17 protein-coding genes are annotated in these 16,131 nt (G+C 56.8%); 7 read left to right on the forward strand and 10 right to left on the reverse strand.

Annotated features, from left to right (window positions below):
• Positions 1-51: 51 nt before the first annotated feature.
• From BMY44_RS09415 to BMY44_RS09460, 10 genes are all read right to left on the reverse strand, one after another.
• Complete coding sequence (locus tag BMY44_RS09415) at positions 52-816, reverse strand: hydroxypyruvate isomerase family protein (protein ID WP_089994760.1); 765 nt, start codon at positions 814-816, stop codon at positions 52-54.
• Positions 816-1,463: a 3-oxo-tetronate 4-phosphate decarboxylase gene (gene otnC / locus BMY44_RS09420; protein WP_089993178.1), complete on the reverse strand. Its 648-nt coding sequence runs from the start codon at positions 1,461-1,463 to the stop codon at positions 816-818. The genes BMY44_RS09415 and otnC overlap by 1 nt, the downstream gene beginning before the upstream one ends.
• A complete protein-coding gene (otnK, locus tag BMY44_RS09425; protein WP_089993180.1) occupies positions 1,460-2,734 on the reverse strand; it encodes a 3-oxo-tetronate kinase in 1,275 nt (424 codons plus the stop codon). Before otnK ends, otnC begins: the two co-directional genes overlap by 4 nt.
• Positions 2,735-2,845: 111 nt before the next feature.
• Complete coding sequence (locus tag BMY44_RS09430; RefSeq protein ID WP_089993183.1) at positions 2,846-3,541, reverse strand: alpha/beta fold hydrolase; 696 nt, start codon at positions 3,539-3,541, stop codon at positions 2,846-2,848.
• Positions 3,528-4,322, reverse strand: coding sequence for an HpcH/HpaI aldolase family protein (locus tag BMY44_RS09435; RefSeq protein ID WP_242650515.1), 795 nt, complete (start codon positions 4,320-4,322; stop codon positions 3,528-3,530). The genes BMY44_RS09430 and BMY44_RS09435 overlap by 14 nt, the downstream gene beginning before the upstream one ends.
• Complete coding sequence (locus BMY44_RS09440) at positions 4,319-5,446, reverse strand: cupin domain-containing protein (protein ID WP_089994765.1); 1,128 nt, start codon at positions 5,444-5,446, stop codon at positions 4,319-4,321. Before BMY44_RS09440 ends, BMY44_RS09435 begins: the two co-directional genes overlap by 4 nt.
• A gap of 23 nt (positions 5,447-5,469) precedes the next feature.
• Positions 5,470-6,525, reverse strand: a complete 1,056-nt coding sequence (locus BMY44_RS09445; protein ID WP_089993186.1) for an ABC transporter ATP-binding protein — start codon at positions 6,523-6,525, stop codon at positions 5,470-5,472.
• 13 nt (positions 6,526-6,538) lie between these two features.
• Positions 6,539-7,354, reverse strand: a complete 816-nt coding sequence (locus tag BMY44_RS09450; RefSeq protein ID WP_089993190.1) for a carbohydrate ABC transporter permease — start codon at positions 7,352-7,354, stop codon at positions 6,539-6,541.
• Positions 7,351-8,235, reverse strand: coding sequence for a carbohydrate ABC transporter permease (locus tag BMY44_RS09455; protein ID WP_089993193.1), 885 nt, complete (start codon positions 8,233-8,235; stop codon positions 7,351-7,353). The genes BMY44_RS09450 and BMY44_RS09455 overlap by 4 nt, the downstream gene beginning before the upstream one ends.
• A 79-nt stretch (positions 8,236-8,314) precedes the next feature.
• A complete protein-coding gene (locus tag BMY44_RS09460; RefSeq protein WP_089993195.1) occupies positions 8,315-9,586 on the reverse strand; it encodes an ABC transporter substrate-binding protein in 1,272 nt (423 codons plus the stop codon).
• 89 nt (positions 9,587-9,675) lie between these two features.
• Between BMY44_RS09460 and BMY44_RS09465 the strand changes: the two genes are divergently transcribed.
• The 7 genes from BMY44_RS09465 to BMY44_RS09495 all read left to right on the forward strand — a co-directional run bounded on the left by BMY44_RS09465 (position 9,676) and on the right by BMY44_RS09495 (position 16,126).
• A complete protein-coding gene (locus tag BMY44_RS09465; RefSeq protein WP_089993198.1) occupies positions 9,676-10,374 on the forward strand; it encodes a GntR family transcriptional regulator in 699 nt (232 codons plus the stop codon).
• Between the two features lie 244 nt (positions 10,375-10,618).
• On the forward strand, positions 10,619-11,932 hold the full coding sequence (gene ugpB, locus BMY44_RS09470; RefSeq protein ID WP_089994768.1) for a sn-glycerol-3-phosphate ABC transporter substrate-binding protein UgpB: 1,314 nt from the start codon (positions 10,619-10,621) through the stop codon (positions 11,930-11,932).
• A gap of 59 nt (positions 11,933-11,991) precedes the next feature.
• Positions 11,992-12,873 carry a sn-glycerol-3-phosphate ABC transporter permease UgpA gene (gene ugpA / locus BMY44_RS09475; RefSeq protein ID WP_089993200.1) on the forward strand — a complete coding sequence of 294 codons (882 nt, stop codon included), beginning with the start codon at positions 11,992-11,994 and terminating at the stop codon, positions 12,871-12,873.
• A 20-nt stretch (positions 12,874-12,893) separates the two neighbouring features.
• Positions 12,894-13,730, forward strand: coding sequence for a sn-glycerol-3-phosphate ABC transporter permease UgpE (gene ugpE / locus BMY44_RS09480; RefSeq protein WP_089994770.1), 837 nt, complete (start codon positions 12,894-12,896; stop codon positions 13,728-13,730).
• A 3-nt stretch (positions 13,731-13,733) separates the two neighbouring features.
• Entirely contained in the window at positions 13,734-14,789 is a 1,056-nt protein-coding gene (ugpC, locus tag BMY44_RS09485) for a sn-glycerol-3-phosphate ABC transporter ATP-binding protein UgpC (protein WP_089993203.1), read from the forward strand.
• An 88-nt stretch (positions 14,790-14,877) separates the two neighbouring features.
• The gene (locus BMY44_RS09490; RefSeq protein ID WP_089993206.1) at positions 14,878-15,384 is read left to right on the forward strand and encodes a flavodoxin family protein; all 507 of its coding nucleotides are present in this window, start codon (positions 14,878-14,880) and stop codon (positions 15,382-15,384) included.
• Entirely contained in the window at positions 15,377-16,126 is a 750-nt protein-coding gene (locus tag BMY44_RS09495) for an ABC transporter ATP-binding protein (RefSeq protein ID WP_242650516.1), read from the forward strand. Before BMY44_RS09490 ends, BMY44_RS09495 begins: the two co-directional genes overlap by 8 nt.
• The last annotated feature ends 5 nt before the right edge of the window (positions 16,127-16,131 follow it).

The raw sequence follows: 16,131 nt of genomic DNA on the forward strand, positions 1-16,131 counted from the left end.
CTGACCAGCAAATCTCTATCAGTCAAAGTGATGCGCTGCGGATTAGGCAGTCTAACGGCGGATATCTGCCAGCCAGCCAAGCGTCTTCTCAGTTGGACCATTCGGTTTGTATTCCGCGCCGAGAGGTGCGTCGTAATCAAGCGATGCGATGACGTCGAATACGTGGCCGTAATTGATCTCTCCCTGATCAAGCGGACCGCGGTCGGGCACAGACGCAAACTGGATGTGCCCGATATGGGGCTGCAGCTTCTGCAACCGGTGCGTTAGATCGCCTTCCATCAGTTGCACGTGATAGCAATCAAACATTAGCTTGAGATTGTTTGTTCCAACCGTTTCGATCAGGTTAACGGCCTGATCCGTCGTCGTCAGGAAGTAGCCCGGAGCGTCATATTTGTTCAGCGGTTCGATCAGGATGGTCATCCCATGCTGCGCTGCCTGATCTGCGGCATACTTCAGGTTTTTCACGAAGCAGTCATGCGCACCCGTACCGCCAGCAAAGCCTGCCATGACATGAACGGCCCCTGCCCCGATCGCGGCACCATACGCGATCGCTTCGTCGATTGCCGCACGGGCCTCTTCTACGCGGCCGGTCAGGGCTGACAGCCCGTTTTCGCCCGCCGCAACATCTCCGCGACGCGTGTTCAGGCCAAGCATCTTGAGATCGGTGTCGGCAAGTGCAGCGGCCACCTTCTCTGACGGTGTGTCATAGGGCCAATGACATTCCACGGCGTCGAACCCTGCAGACTTGGCGGCCCGGATCGCGTCGGGCAATGCAAGCTCTGACCATAAGAACCCGAGGTTCGCTGAAAATCGCATCAGTCCCATTCCACATCAAAGGTTGTGACTACTCTTTGCACGTCCTGTTCCGTCAGGCCACGCGGGTCCATGCCGCGCGTCATCATTGCAAGCCGGGCCGTATCTTCGAGTTCTTCGATCGCATTGCACGCGGCTTCAACGTCCCTGCCAGCCACGACCGGACCGTGATTGGCCAGCATGACCGCAGAGCGTTTACCCGCCAAACCGCGCACCGCCTCGCCCATCGCTGTGTCACCGGGCAAGAAGAAGGGCAGCAGTTTGACCTTGCCCAGCTTCATGATTGCATAAGGTGTGAGGCGCGGCAGGAAATCATCCGCGTTTGCATCTGGCATCATGGACAGGGCCACCGAATGACAGGAATGCAGATGCACGACCGCACCCGCTGTCGCGCGCGTGTCATAGAACGCACTATGCAACGGCATTTCCTTTGTCGGCGGATCGCCGTCGATCAGTGTTCCCGTGGCGTCGAACTTACTTAGCCGCCCGGGATCAAGCCGTCCGAAGCTTGTCCCGGTCGGCGACACCAGCAAGCCACCATCCGGCGTGCGTGCAGAAATATTACCTGTGCTGCCGCCCGTCAGCCCACGGTCGAACATCGATTTTGCGAGAAGGCAGATGTGCTCACGCAGGGTGGCTTCCGTGCTCATAGTGTGTCCAGTTTGGTTTGCGCGTCGCTGAAGAACGAAGCCGCACCAAAATTGCCCGATTTCAACGCCAGTGCAATGTCACGTCCCTCTGAGGTGCAAAAACTCCACGGGACGCCGGGTGCAATTTCGGTCGCGATATCAAGTTGTGTCACCTGGAGCGCCTTGGTCACTGCCCCAGAGGTTTCGCCACCCGCCACGATGATCCGTGCCGCCCCTTGATCCAGCGCCGCGACTGCGCAGGCAGCGAGCGTGCTTTCAATCAGCTCTCCGGCTTGCGTCACGCCCAACTTCTGCTGCGCTGCCTTTACGCTTTCGGGCTTTGCTGTCGCATAAATCATCGGGGCGCGCGCAAGATCCTGATCTGCAAGCCATGTCAGGACAGGGTCTGGCCCAGTCTGTGCGAGTTCGAATGGATCGAGTTGAAAATTCGGCGCACCAGTTTCGCGGTAGGCATCGACTTGTGCGTTGGTCATTGCTGAACAACTCCCAGAAAGGACTATCGTCTGCGGGCCGACCTTGCGATCATGTCGTTTCGGGGCATCAGCCGCTAGAAGCCCGTCGGCCAAATAGATCGCTGGCAACGGCATTGCGAGGGCAGAGCCGCCTGTCATCAGCGGCATATCGCGACACGCCTCCGCAATGATGGCGAGGTCAGCGTTGGCGACTGCATCAACGATGACATGGGCTATGCCTTCTTGGCGGTGGCTTGCCAGACTGGATTGCACTGCCTTCACGCCTTGCGCCACCGTCAAACGGTCGGTCAATCCAACAGGTTTGGTGACTTGCGGCGCAAGGAGGCGCATCAGGTTGCTGTCCCGCATCGGGGTCAGCGGATGGTCCTTCATCGGGCTTTCGGACAAAAGCTGTTGCCCGACAAACAGATTTCCCATGAACACAGAGCGACCATTTTCCGGAAATGCCGGGCAGTAGACTGTTTGGTCCGTGTTAAGGTCAGCCATCAACGCCTCTGCCACCGGGCCGATGTTGCCTTCGGCGGTGCTGTCGAAGGTTGAACAATATTTCCAGAAGAAACGTGTAGCACCCGCGCTTTGCAACCAGCGAAGGGCTGCGCGGGTTTCGGCGACAGCTTCTGCCACCGGAGCAGTGCGCGATTTGAGTGCGATCACCTCGAACGGACTGGTTTGTGACGGCTGTTCGCTTGGCACACCGATCCGCAAAGATACCTTGACGCCCGCCCGCGATAACAGCCCCGCAATATCAGTTGCACCGGTGAAATCGTCAGCAATTACGCCGAAAAGAGTGCCGCTCATTTGTTTGCCCTTATCCCGGCCGCCGTGAAGCCATTCGCTGAATGAAATGTCGCGTCTGGTAATGTTGCGCAAGTGCGCGATGGTATCCTTGCGCGCATAAGTGGCAACATGTCAGGCCGCATCCATCAATTGCTTGACCGCCATTGCACATGCAGCCGGGTCTTCGATCAAGGCGAAATGTCCCAATCCGTCAAGTTCGCGAAAAGTTCCGCGCGGTGCGGCCTCTGCGGCGGCGATGCCTTGCGATGGCGGCGCGCTTTGATCCAGCGTGCCTGTCAGTGACAGCACAGGCATTGTTGATCTGGCCAAAGCCGGCAAGGCGCTTGGGCGGTTCAGTGCAAGTGCGGTCTGTGCCGTGATCAGTTGACTGGAGGCCTCAGCCATGGCGTAGATCGCATCCCGCGTTTTGTCCGGTTGCTGACCGTGGATTTGCATCGGGCGCAACTTCAGGGCCGCAGCACCGCCCATTTCGATGACATCCCGTTCAAGATCACGCCGGGACTGTTCCTTGCGCGGATCATCCGCGTGCGGGTTGAGTCCGAACAGGATCAACTGGTGCGGTTTTATCCTGTCCGCATATTGTGCCGCGACAATTGCACCAAGAGAGAAACCGCAAACAATGCTGTCCGCTGGCAGGTCCTTGAAATCGGATTGATAGTCGGCGACTGAAGGCCGGTCGAGCGCGACAGCCATGCGATGTGCGGTCGGAACGCCTAAATCATCAAGAAATCCATCAAAGACAAAAGCTGTGCAAAGTGTGCCTGGCAACAACAGCCAAGGTCTTTGCGCGATGTCAGGAATATCCATTTTGCGCAGTAACTTCGGGGCTTATGTCTTCAAGAGCAACCCGCACGCTGTCGCGCATGCTGCGGGTCAGATGAGCAAAATCATTTCCGGGAGTCACAAGGCGGAAGCCCTGTTCGACCCTTGCGCGGGCTTCTTTACCAGACCCGCAGAAGATGCCGACGGGAATGCCGCGCCGGGTCGCCGCATTCAGGACGTGAAGCAAAGCGGCTTCGGATTTCGGGCGTGGATGCCCAGCGTGTCCATCAAGTGCGAAGGCCAGATCGTTCGGCCCGAGATAAATCATGTCGACGCCTTCGACATCGAGGATTTCTTCGATGCGCTCAACCGCTTCGGCGGTTTCAATCATCGGGATAGCCATGACTGTTTCGTTTGCATGTGCGACGTAATCCGGTCCGCCAAACAGCAGCCCGCGCGAAGGGCCGAAACTGCGGTTTCCGACAGGCGGATAGCGACAGGCCGCCACAAGCGTTTTGGTCTGTTCGGGCGTCGAAATCATCGGGCAAATGATCCCGTAGGCCCCGGCATCCAGCATATGCATGATCTGCGCTGGATCGAGGTCCGGCACACGCACCATCGGCGTCGCAGGTGTCGCCGAAATCGCCTGGATCATCGCCAACGCGTCTGGAAAGCCCAGCATGCCATGTTGAAGATCAATCGTGACGGCGTGCACGCCGCTGTGCCCGACCCCTTCGGCGGAATAGGCGGATGCAATCGAAAGCCAACCGTTCACAACGATCTGAGACGCAGCAAGGCGCGTGCGGATTGAGTTTGGCCGCATCATCCTGCCCGCCCGTATGTTGGCAAAAGCGAGGCCTTCGCAACGAAACCGCTCGCATCAAGGCCAAGCCCCGCGTCGTACGCCGCGTTCAGAATTTCTGGCGCGAAAGTGGGGCGTTTGCGGTGATCCCCACTGAGTACGACAAGCGCCTCTACCGGCTTGTCGCCAGCGACCGATAGAGTGCGGAACATACCAGCGGGGATTGAATAGGTATCCCATGCATTTACGGTGACAGACGCGCCGCCGCCATCCTCGTAATCAATGCGAAGCTGGCCTTCATGCACAATCAATATTATCTTTTCATCCAGCATGAATGGCCCGACCGATTGTCCCGGTGCGATCCTGATCCATTCGGCAGAAAAGCCGTGGGGATTGGTGATCGGTGCGGCATGGTCGCGGTTTTGCGTCATGCCGTAGCCAATGACAGGTGCCATTTCAGCACCGCCTTCTGACAGCTTTTGATCGATGAAGGCCGGGCGGAAATCACGTTGGTCAGCCGCAACAACGCGGGTCATCATTTCTTCGCGTGGCACGTCGCGCAGTGCGGCAACATCTTCGTCGGGCATCGGCGGGATGCGTTCGCTCTCCGGCGGAACGACGTCGCCGCGCGACGTGTCGATGAGGCGATTTTCAGACGAGATGAAAAGTCCGTAGTCTGCGGCCTCGCGAATAATATCGGGATGAAAGATGACGCCGCCCGTATTGTCGCCACCAAGGATAGTGAAGAGCCAGCCATTATCCGGCCCCGCATTGGTAAAGCCCCGGAATATCCATGTCGGAACAGAAACAATGTCACCTTTGCGTCCGGTCACTTCGTTTTCGCCATTGGATCCCCAGCGGAATGTCCATTCACCCTGCTGCACGATAAACACCTCTGCCGTAAAATGGATGTGCAGGTTGTTTGTAATTCCGTGCGGCATGGCAGCTGCGCCGATATTGAAGCCGTGCGCTTCTGGCAGGTTGATGACCTGATCATCTGATGATGTGACGCCGGGTCCGATTATCGAATAGTTTTCCTTTCTGTCCGATCCCGGTTTCTTGCAATCAATAAAAGCGACAGTGCAAGAGACATAATCGTCCCGTTTGATGTGGCGCGCTTCGGCGATTTCCTGGGTCATCGGTGTCATTTGTGTCATGTCCTTCGCGGTTCTTATCCGTCAAGCCGTTCGCCAGTGGCGCGGTCAAACAGATGAAATCGGCTGCCGGGTTTCGGCGCAAGGTAACAGGATGAATTGATTTCTGCTTCAAAATCGGCGTGGCCACGGGCGCAAGCAGTCACGGGCCCGTTTCGCAGAGTGACCAGCGTGCTTTCGCCTGTGAGTTCAAGTGCATAAAGCTTTCCGCCGATAGGGGCATCCGTGTCCTGCGTGATATCAAGCTCTTCCGGTCGAATCCCCAGAACGACGCCGTCACGATCTGAAATATTCACGGGAAGTGTTACACCGTCAGCGTGAAAAACCCCGTCTTTCACAGCGCCGTCGATCAGATTCATCGAAGGGGATCCGATGAAACCGGCGACGAACAGGTCGGCAGGTTCAGCATAGATTTTCTTGGGCGTGTCCAGTTGCACGATCCTGCCTTCGCGCATGACGGCGACACGGGTTGCAAGTGTCATCGCCTCCATCTGATCGTGCGTCACATAAACTGTGGTGACGCCCAATTCGTGGTGCAGATGCTTCAGTTCCGCACGCATGCTGACACGCAGCTTTGCATCCAAGTTAGACAGGGGTTCGTCCATCAGGAAAATTTTCGGAGTGCGCACAATCGCGCGGGCCAAGGCGACACGCTGGCGCTGACCACCTGAAAGTTCCGAAGGCCGCCTGTCCAGCAATGCACCCAACTCGACCTTGTCGGCCGTTTCCTGAACACGCGTCTTGCGTTCAGCCTTGCTGACGCCGCGCAGTTTCAGCGGATATTCGATGTTCTGGCGCACGGTCATGTGCGGATAAAGCCCATAGTTCTGGAACACCATTGCGATGTCACGATCCTTGGGCGGTTTGTCATTGATCCGCTCGCCCTTAATCATGATGTCGCCGGATGTGATGTCCTCAAGCCCTGCGATCATGCGCATCGTTGTCGTCTTGCCGCAGCCGGATGGACCAAGCAGAACAAGGAATTCACCGTCGTGAATTGTCAGGCTTTGTTTTGGGACGGCAAGGAAGTTGCCATACTTCTTTTCGATATCGACAAGACGGACGTCGGCCATTTGATCGTTCCTTTTATTTGACCGCGCCGGCCGTCATGCCGCGCGTAAAGTGTTTCTGGATGAACAAGGCCATGATGAAGATCGGCACCGTGATCATCACGCCAGCCGCGCTCATCAGTTCCCACAGATCGCCGCGTTCGGTGCGGAAGCTGACCAAACCCACGGGCAGCGTCACCGCATCACGCCGCGACAGGATCAGCGCAAATAGAAATTCGTTCCATGTCAGGATGAAACAGAAGATCGAAGAGGTCAGGATTCCCGGTGCTGCCATCGGCATCACGATGTCCTTGATGACCCGCAAGCGCGAGGCGCCGTCGATCATTGCCGCCTCTTCGCTGTCCGTCGGGATTGCGTCGATGAAGCCCTTGATCATCCAGATCACGAAGGGTGTGACGATGGCGAGGTTTACGATGATCAGTGCAATCCGTGTGTCGAGCAGATCAAGCTGGCGGAACATCAGGAAGAACGGGAGTACGATCACAACAGCCGGTATGAACTGTGTCGACAGGATCAGGAAGAAGAGGAATTTGCGCCCTTTTACGCGAAACCGCGAGAAGGAATAGGCGGCAAGCGCGGCACAAGGCACGGCGATCGCAACAGTAACGGTTGCGACGATGACCGAATTCATCACCATACTGCCAAGGTTCCACGGGTCCGAAAAGACGGTGACGAAATTCTGCAGCGTCGGTTCGAAATTCAGCGAAAGTGAATAGGCGTCGCGCGGCTGTTTAAAGGCTGTCAGGAACATCCACGCAATCGGGAAAAGAACCACGATGGAAATGAGCAAGAGCAGCGCCCGCTCGGCGATGTAGGAAAGTGTGCGTCTCATGCGGTTGCCATCTTTCTTTCGCTGAGCAGCATGCGAACATACCAGATCGAGATGAACATCATGATCGCCGTCAGGATCCACGCCAGCGCCGAAGCATAGCCCATGTCGAACCAGCGGAAACCGACGTTGAAGATAAAATAGGCAAGTGTTTCGGTGGATGTGCCGGGCCCGCCGCCGGTCAGGGTCACGACCTGATCGAACATTTTCAATGCAAAGATCGTCTTCAGTACGGCCATCACGAGGATCACACCGCGCATCTGGGGCAGGATAATCCCGAAGACAATCCGCAGATTCGACGCCCCGTCGATCCGTGCTGCTTCTTCGGTTTCACGCGGGATCGAGGCAAGACCACCGAGACACATGAACGTCATGTATGGGGTCCAGTGCCAAACGTCTGTCAGCACAAGGATGGCCATTGCAAGGTCGGGATCTGCAAGCCATGGCACGCCTTGCAAAGCAGGGAAGACCGCGCCGAGCCCTTGCGCGAGCACGCCGAATTCGGGATTGAACATGAAGCGATAGCTGACACCGATCAGTGCCGGGCTCATCGCGAAAGGCAGGATCAGAATGATCCGGGTAAATGTGTGCATCGGCCCTTTACGCCGCAGCAGCAGGGCTAGGGCCATGGCGAGGATGACTGTCATCACCACGCTCGTGATGACAAAGATGAATGTCACCCAAAGCGAATTCAGAAACGCACTTTCAGAAGCGGCGTAGACGTAGTTGTCAAAACCGACGAAACCGCCGGGCCTGCGGCTTTCGGTCAGATCCCATTCGCGAAAAGAAGTGATGAACGAATAGGCAAGCGGATAAATGGTTGTCGCCAACACGATAATGAAGGCGGGGATCAGCAACCAATAGGGAAGCAGCCGGTCTTTCACGGGGGTCACCTTTCATCAGGTCGCGGGAAAACAGGGAAAAGGCGGGCCGGACGACAGATGCCGCCCGACCCGAGGGAGGTTAGCGGATTGCAGCGATTTCTTCTGCGGCCTTGTCGAGCGCCGCCTGCACATCGGATTCTTCACCGGATGCGAGGCTGGAAATCGCCGTTTCAAGGATCAGCGCGATGCGCGGCCAGTCGTCACCGAATTCGACGCCCTCGGCAGTTGCCAATGCATCCGCAGCCGCTTGATGCATGCCGCCCCAACGTTCGTTAACTTCCGGGTCGGTGAGGTTTGACATATGCACCGCGACGACTTCGGAGAGGTCCGGATCAAGCAGGACTTCACGCTCCAGCGCCGGGTCTGTCAGCCAGCCGAGGAATTCGGTTGCCGCATCCTTTGCGTCGGATTCCTGGGTCACACCGAATATCCAGGTGTTCGTGTATGTCGTGCGGTCGGCCCCATCGACAGATGGTAGCGACGTGAATGCCACCTGATCGGCTGTGAGGGTCGATTGTTCCGGATCAGTCAATTGAGAGCGCACCCACCACCACACTGGCAACATTGCAGAATTGCCCTGCTTGAAACTGTTGACCGCGTCCTGTTCGACAAAAACAGCCGAGCCTGCCGGGACGATTTCTTCGCCGATATAGCCGACATAGGTCTGTGTTGCTGCAACGCCTGCGTCGGAATTGAATGCAGGGCTGCCATCCGCGTCAAACAGATCACCGCCGTTGCCCCACAGAAGGTTCATCCAGACCATAAGGTTCTGGCCATTCAGCTTGCCATAGGGCAATGCGATGCCGGCAGCGTCCGTGTTGTCCTGCACTGCTTTTGCCACAGTGACCATTTCTTCCCAGGTTTGCGGCGGGTTGACGCCGGCTGCTTCAAGAAGATCGGGACGATAGAACAGCAACTGGACGTGACCACGAACAGGCAGGCCGATCAGTTCGCCATCCAGCATCCCATGACGGAGGTGCGCGGCGGGAAAGTCGCTCAGGTCCGTGCCTTGCGCTTCGATGCCGGGGCCGATGGGTGTCATCAGGTTCTGAAGCGAGACGACCCACTGATCCATGACCGACACGACATCATAATCCCCGCCCGCGACCATTTCGGTGGTCAGCGCTTCTTTCATGTTCGGGAATGGTACGTAGTCGTAGACGACATCGATGCCCGTCGCCTCTTCGAATTCTGCAAGCCGCGCTTCGTGGGCTTCGAATTGGCTTGATTTCACGGCGAGCACATTGACGGTCTGCCCCTCGAATGGCCGCCCTTCCGTGGCTTCCCATGCAAGCGCCTGCGCACCCCAAAGCGAAGCCGCGATTGCGATCGTACTGGATAAATTTTTCATAGGTTCCTCCCAAAATCTTCCTCACGCTACACATGGCTGACCAGTTTCGTCAATAATATTATTGATAATCTATCTTGGACCGGCGACGCATGGCATGCTACGCTGATGCGACCGGTCAAAATGGAACGCTGGAAATGCCCGATACGCTAGTTACGGACTTGGAGAACGATGTCATCTTCGGCGTCTACGCCCCGGGGAACCGAATCATCGAAGATCGCGTCATGGAACGCTATGGGGCCAAAAGACACGCTGTTCGCAACGCTATCGCGGCACTCGAAGCGCGTGGTTTGCTGGTCCGCAAGCCGAACCGTGGCGCAGAGGTTGTCGACTTCACGCCGGACGAGGTCGATGCGCTTTATGATGTCCGGATCGTTCTGGAAACTGCCGCCGCCGAACGCACGCCCTTGCCCAGTGATCCACGTATTGCTGCGCAACTTGACGACATCGCACGCCGCCATGAAAAGGCCGTCGCCGATCAGGATTATCGCGCCGTCTTTTGGCTGAACCAGGAATTCCACGAGGTGCAGTATTCGTGCTGCGGCAATTCACGGCTGGCCGAACTCATCGGGAACCACGCCCGCGCCGCGCAGCCGATCCGTGTCGTCAAATACGACGACGCCGCACACATGCAGAAGGTGGTGCAGGAACACTTTGCAATCATCGAAGCGATGCGGGGAACGTCCCATGAAGCGCTAGTCGCCGCGGTTCGTGCGCATTTGCCAGCTTCGGCCGAAGCATATCGCGCGCTTTACGAACGGCGATTCGGGTCCCGCGTCAAAACGGGCTGAACCGGTGCAAGGGGTTTTCTTTGTACTGCCCGCATTGCGACGCCATGGTTGTCATGCAGCTGACACATCAAACTGCAACTCAATATCCGTGAATGTTGTTGGGCGTGCGGAGAAGAGTCGAACTGCTTGAATTTCAAACAGCTACATGCAACGTTTTTTAATCCGCCATGATTTAATCCGCACAATCGGTTGCGTGACTTCTGGCATTTATTACGCGCCCGACGGCGCAAACTTGGGGGGAACCATGAATAAATCTTTCATCTCTGCTTTGATCCTGTCTGCAACCTGCATGACACCGATCGCGGCATCCGCGCAGACTGAAGTCCAGTTCTGGCACGCGTTCACCGGACGTCTTGGTGAGCTTGTGAAAGCGCAGGTCGAGGAATTCAACGCGAGCCAAAGCGACTATGTCGTCGTCGAGAGCCACAAAGGCAACTACTCTGAGACGCTTAACGCCGGCATCGCTGCGTTCCGCGCGCAAGAACAACCGCACATCCTGATGGTGTTCGAGGTCGGCACCGCGACGATGATGGCCGCCGAAGGTGCGGTGAAACCCGTCTTTGAGGTCATGGCGGAAAGCGGCGCAACGTTTGATCCCGACGCATATATCGGCGCGGTCAAAGGTTACTATACCACCACTGATGGCGATATGTTGTCACTGCCCTTCAACTCTTCCACCCCGGTTCTGTGGGTAAATCGGGATGCGATGTCCGCTGCGGGCGTCGATCCTGACACCGACCTTTCTACCTGGCAGAATGTCGATGCCGTGCTTGAGCAACTGAAGGCCGGTGGCGAAGAATGCCCGCTGGTCACTGCGTGGCAAAGCTGGATCCACCTTGAGAACATGTCAGCCTATCACGACGTGCCATTCGCATCGCAAGACAACGGCTTTGCCGGTCTGGACACCGAGCTGATGCTGAACGGCGAAGCGCAAGTCGCGCATCTGACGGCGATGGGCGAATGGGCCAAGGACGGGGAATTTATCTATACCGGACGGCGCAATGAAGGTGGGGCGAACTTCCGCGCTGGCGAATGCGCGCTATTTACCGAAAGCTCTGCCGGATATGCGGGCATCAAGGCCGAAGCAGAATTCGACTTTGACGTGCGTCCACTTCCCTATTGGGATGGTGTCGGCAATGCGCCGCAGAATACCATCATCGGTGGTGCATCGCTTTGGGTCATGACCGGTCACGAGGCAGAAGAGTACAAGGGCGTTGGAGAGTTCCTTGCCTACCTGTCGTCGTCTGACGTGCAGGCACAGTGGCACCAGGATACCGGCTATCTTCCGATCACGACCGAAGCGGGCGAAGCAACCCGCGCCGCCGGCTTCTACGATGAAAACCCCGGCACTGACGTGGCTGTTATCCAGATGACCACGAACGAGCCGACGGCCAACTCCAAAGGTCTGCGCCTGGGATCCTTCGACCAGATCCGTGGGATCATCGACGAGGAGCTCGAGGCGATCTGGGCCGGTGACAAAACAGCACAGGAAGCCATGGACAGTGCAAAGGAGCGTGGCGACGCGTTGCTGCGCCGGTTCGAGTCTGCAAACGGCTGATGTGATTGGAACGGCGGGCCCCATGGGTTCGCCGTTCATTTTGTCGGGGGGAAATTGATATGGAAAAGCGCGTCACGTTTCGCGGATGGCTTTTGCCACTTATCCTGATCGCACCTCAGGTGCTCGTCTCGGCTGTTTTCTTTTTCTATCCAGCAGGACAAGCGATCTGGCAGTCACTGTTCATCCCCGACCCTTTCGGTCTGTCGATGCAATACGTCGGCCTCGGCAATTTTGAATTCCTGCTTTCGGACAAATTCTATCGTGCGTCATTCGTGACGACTGCAGTCTTTTCGCTTCTTGTGACACTGTGTTCGATGATCCCGGCGTTATTTCTTGCCGTTATGGCGGATCGGCTTATCAAGGGATCGGGCGTGTACCGCACGTTGCTGATCTGGCCTTACGCGGTTGCGCCCGCGGTCGCAGGCGTCCTTTGGCTGTTCATGTTCAACACCCGCGTGGGCGTGGTGTCGTGGTATCTGGGACAGCTAGGCTATGATTGGAATCACGTGCTGAACGGAAACGAGGCGATGGGTCTTGTTGTCGTCGCTTCGGCCTGGGGCCGGATCAGTTATAACTTCCTATTTTTCTTTGCAGCGCTTCAGGCTGTTCCCCGCTCGGTCATCGAAGCTGCCGCGATTGATGGCGCACGCTTCTGGCGGCGGTTCTGGACCATCGTGCTGCCCTTGTTGTCGCCGACTACGTTCTTTCTGCTCGTCGTCAACATCGTCTACGCCTTCTTCGAAACGTTCGGCGTGATCCATACAATTACGGGTGGCGGGCCGCAGCAGACAACGACCATCCTTGTCTACAAAGTATTTTCGGACGGTTTCGTCGGACAGGATCTGGGATCATCTTCGGCGCAGTCGGTGATCCTGCTTGTCGTGGTCGGATTGCTGACGGTCGTCCAGTTCAAATACATCGAAAAGCGGGTGCATTACTGATGGCACGGCAATTGAGCGGTATGGTCGAAAAGCGCGGTGCGGGGCTATGGCTGACACATCTGTTCATGATCTTCGGCGTGCTGGTGATCTTTTTCCCGATCTGGCTGGCATTTGTTGCGTCCACAGTGACGCAATCGGAAATTATCCGTCCGCCGATGCCAGTCTGGCCCGGCGACCAGTTCCTGATCAACTACAAGAACGCGTTGTTTTCAGGCATCAACGTGCCGGTTGGGACGATGCTGATGAACAGTATGATCATGGCAGTCGGGATCGCGGTTGGGAAAATCGTCATCTCGCTGCTGTCGGCCTTTGCCATCGTCTATTTCCGTTTTCCCGGACGTTCGACGTTTTTCTGGATGATCTTCATCACGCTCATGCTGCCAGTCGAAGTGCGGATCGTTCCCACGTTCGAGGTCGTTGCAGGATTCGGGATGCTGAACAGCTATTCCGGGCTGATTTTCCCGCTTATCGCCTCTGCAACCGCGACATTTCTTTTTCGTCAGTTCTTTATGACCATTCCCGACGAGTTGGCAGAGGCCGCCCGAGTCGACGGTGCGAAACCAATGCGGTTTTTCTGGGATATTGTCGTGCCGATGAGCCGGACAAACATCGCAGCGCTGTTCGTGATCCTGTTTATCTACGGTTGGAACCAGTATCTTTGGCCCCTTCTTATCACCACCGATCCGGAGATGAATACGATCGTTATGGGCATCAAGCAGATGTTCCCGTCAGGCGATGACTTTGCCCACTGGCCGACGATCATGGCGACTTCCATTCTTGCGATGATCCCGCCGGTGATTGTCGTTGTTTCAATGCAAAGGCTATTTGTACGTGGCCTTGTCGACAGCGAGAAATAGAAAATGGCAACGGTAACTCTGCGCGACGTCAAAAAAAGCTTTGGCACGACGGATGTGATCCACGGAATAGACGCCGATATCGCGGACGGCGAATTCATCGTGATCGTTGGCCCCTCTGGCTGCGGCAAATCCACGTTGCTGCGCATGGTTGCGGGGCTGGAAACTGTGACCGAGGGAGATGTCCTGATCGGCGGCGAACGCGCCAATGACAAGGAACCGATGGACCGCGACATCGCGATGGTCTTTCAGAACTACGCACTGTATCCGCACATGTCGGTACGCCAGAATATGGGCTATGGCCTGCGGATTGCGGGGCTGCCCAAGGATCAGATTAACGCAAAGGTCGAAGATGCCGCCAAGCTGCTTCAACTGACGCCACTTCTTGATCGCAAGCCGCGCCAGCTTTCGGGTGGGCAACGCCAGAGGGTCGCCATGGGGCGCGCCATCGTGCGCGAACCTGCAGTGTTCCTGTTCGATGAACCGCTGTCGAACCTTGATGCAAAGCTGCGGGTGCAAATGCGACTTGAAATCAAGGAACTGCAGTCCACGCTGGGGATCACAGCGCTTTACGTGACACACGATCAGGTCGAAGCGATGACAATGGCGGACCGCATGATCGTCATGAACGGCGGGATCGCCGAGCAGATCGGCACCCCGTTAGAGGTTTACGAGACGCCGCGGACACTGTTTGCCGCGCAATTCATCGGAAGCCCAGCGATGAACATCCTTGATGCTTTGGTGCAAAACGGCGCGTTAATGATCGGTGAACAAAAAGTTGCTGACGTGTCGGCACCGGATGGACCTGTCAAATTCGGCGTCCGCCCGGAGCATCTCATCCATCAGGAAAATGGTCCCATTCGGGTGCATGTCCAACTGACGGAACCGCTTGGTGCGAATACGCTGTTCCACGGAAAGCTGGCCGATACGGGCGCGGAATTCACGATCAGTTTGCAGGGCGTGCATACGCTGAAAAGTGCAGGCCAGGAGCTGCAGTTCGCTGTCACACCGGGGATGGCGCATATTTTCGATGCGACATCGGGGCTGCGTTTGCAAAGCTAGCCACGCCGATACGGCGAAGATTGATCAAAATCAAAGATAGCAGCAGCGTCTTGGCCGATAATCCCTCCTGTTCTTGATCGGAGGAATCATGGCGCAAGGTGGCATTGCGATCGTCTATTATTCCCGAAGCGGTCATTCCGAACGGCTGGCCCGTATTCTTTCGGAGCGATTGAACGCTACGCTGATCCATTTGGTCGCACCGCGTTACCAGTCGGGCCTTTTTGCATACTTGCGCGCGGGCTTTCACAGTTTGCGCCAGACGTGTGATTTGCCCGAACAGGCATTTGATACGCTGGCGCGTTATCGCGCCGTCATCATTTGCGGCCCCGTCTGGACATCCTACCCTGCGACACCGCTGCGCGGTTTGCTGCGCTCGGATATTCCGATGCCCAAGACAGTTGGTCTTTTCCTGACTTGCGCAGATCATTCCCCGGCGCAAAAGGCCTTCGATACGGCAGAAGCGGATTTTGGCGGTCCGTTCACCGCAACGGCTTCTCTGTCAAACGATGATGAAGGCACGGACCGCGAGACACGGCAAATCGACTCTTTCTGTCAGACCATACTGTCTGCCTGCGGGACGCTTCTCGTTGGATAGCGCATTGATCAAAGGCGATGTGGGGGCGCAAGACGCGCCGAAGGTCATCTTTCGCACCGAACAGATCACGAAGGTCTACCAGACGGCAGAGGTCAAAGTGTTCGCGCTCGCCGGTGTTGATCTTGCGCTTTACGAAGGCGAGCTGACCGTTCTGCTTGGCCCTTCAGGCAGCGGAAAATCGACCTTGCTGAACATCCTGGGCGGGTTGGATCACGCAACAGATGGGCGCGTCTGGTTTGGCGACACAGAGCTGACGCATATGTCGGAAAGCGGCCTGACGAAATACCGGCGGGATCATGTCGGATTTGTTTTTCAGTTCTATAATCTTGTGCCGAGCCTGACGGCGCGGGAAAATGTGCAACTGGTCACCGACGTGGCCCCAGACCCGATGCCCGCGCAAGAAGCATTGACCCTTGTCGGACTTGAAAAACGGATGAATCACTTCCCGTCTGAACTGTCAGGGGGAGAGCAACAGCGCGTCGCCATCGCCCGGGCAATTGCAAAACGTCCCCAGATATTGCTTTGCGATGAGCCGACGGGTGCGCTTGACAGCACAACCGGGGTGCAGGTGCTCGAAGTTCTGCGCGACATCAACGAGCGGTTCGGCACCACGACCGTGGTCATTACACACAATGCCGAAATCCAGCGCATGGCGCATCGCGTCATCTTTTTTCAGGACGGCAAGATCAGCGAAACCAAGATCAACGCGCAACAGCTTGCTCCGTCCGAGATCGTGTGGTGAACGAC

The sequence above is a fragment of the Cognatiyoonia koreensis genome, from assembly GCF_900109295.1.
Lineage (GTDB): Bacteria > Pseudomonadota > Alphaproteobacteria > Rhodobacterales > Rhodobacteraceae > Cognatiyoonia > Cognatiyoonia koreensis.

What these genes read in the sequence shown, in the direction of transcription:
- BMY44_RS09415 (WP_089994760.1), bottom strand. Translation starts at nt 816, where the DNA reads ATGCGATTTTCAGCGAACCTCGGGTTCTTATGGTCAGAGCTTGCATTG.
- otnC (WP_089993178.1), bottom strand. Translation starts at nt 1,463, where the DNA reads ATGAGCACGGAAGCCACCCTGCGTGAGCACATCTGCCTTCTCGCAAAA.
- otnK (WP_089993180.1), bottom strand. Translation starts at nt 2,734, where the DNA reads ATGAGCGGCACTCTTTTCGGCGTAATTGCTGACGATTTCACCGGTGCA.
- BMY44_RS09430 (WP_089993183.1), bottom strand. Translation starts at nt 3,541, where the DNA reads ATGGATATTCCTGACATCGCGCAAAGACCTTGGCTGTTGTTGCCAGGC.
- BMY44_RS09435 (WP_242650515.1), bottom strand. Translation starts at nt 4,322, where the DNA reads ATGATGCGGCCAAACTCAATCCGCACGCGCCTTGCTGCGTCTCAGATC.
- BMY44_RS09440 (WP_089994765.1), bottom strand. Translation starts at nt 5,446, where the DNA reads ATGACACCGATGACCCAGGAAATCGCCGAAGCGCGCCACATCAAACGG.
- BMY44_RS09445 (WP_089993186.1), bottom strand. Translation starts at nt 6,525, where the DNA reads ATGGCCGACGTCCGTCTTGTCGATATCGAAAAGAAGTATGGCAACTTC.
- BMY44_RS09450 (WP_089993190.1), bottom strand. Translation starts at nt 7,354, where the DNA reads ATGAGACGCACACTTTCCTACATCGCCGAGCGGGCGCTGCTCTTGCTC.
- BMY44_RS09460 (WP_089993195.1), bottom strand. Translation starts at nt 9,586, where the DNA reads ATGAAAAATTTATCCAGTACGATCGCAATCGCGGCTTCGCTTTGGGGT.
- BMY44_RS09465 (WP_089993198.1), top strand. Translation starts at nt 9,676, where the DNA reads ATGGCATGCTACGCTGATGCGACCGGTCAAAATGGAACGCTGGAAATG.
- ugpB (WP_089994768.1), top strand. Translation starts at nt 10,619, where the DNA reads ATGAATAAATCTTTCATCTCTGCTTTGATCCTGTCTGCAACCTGCATG.
- ugpA (WP_089993200.1), top strand. Translation starts at nt 11,992, where the DNA reads ATGGAAAAGCGCGTCACGTTTCGCGGATGGCTTTTGCCACTTATCCTG.
- ugpE (WP_089994770.1), top strand. Translation starts at nt 12,894, where the DNA reads ATGGTCGAAAAGCGCGGTGCGGGGCTATGGCTGACACATCTGTTCATG.
- ugpC (WP_089993203.1), top strand. Translation starts at nt 13,734, where the DNA reads ATGGCAACGGTAACTCTGCGCGACGTCAAAAAAAGCTTTGGCACGACG.
- BMY44_RS09490 (WP_089993206.1), top strand. Translation starts at nt 14,878, where the DNA reads ATGGCGCAAGGTGGCATTGCGATCGTCTATTATTCCCGAAGCGGTCAT.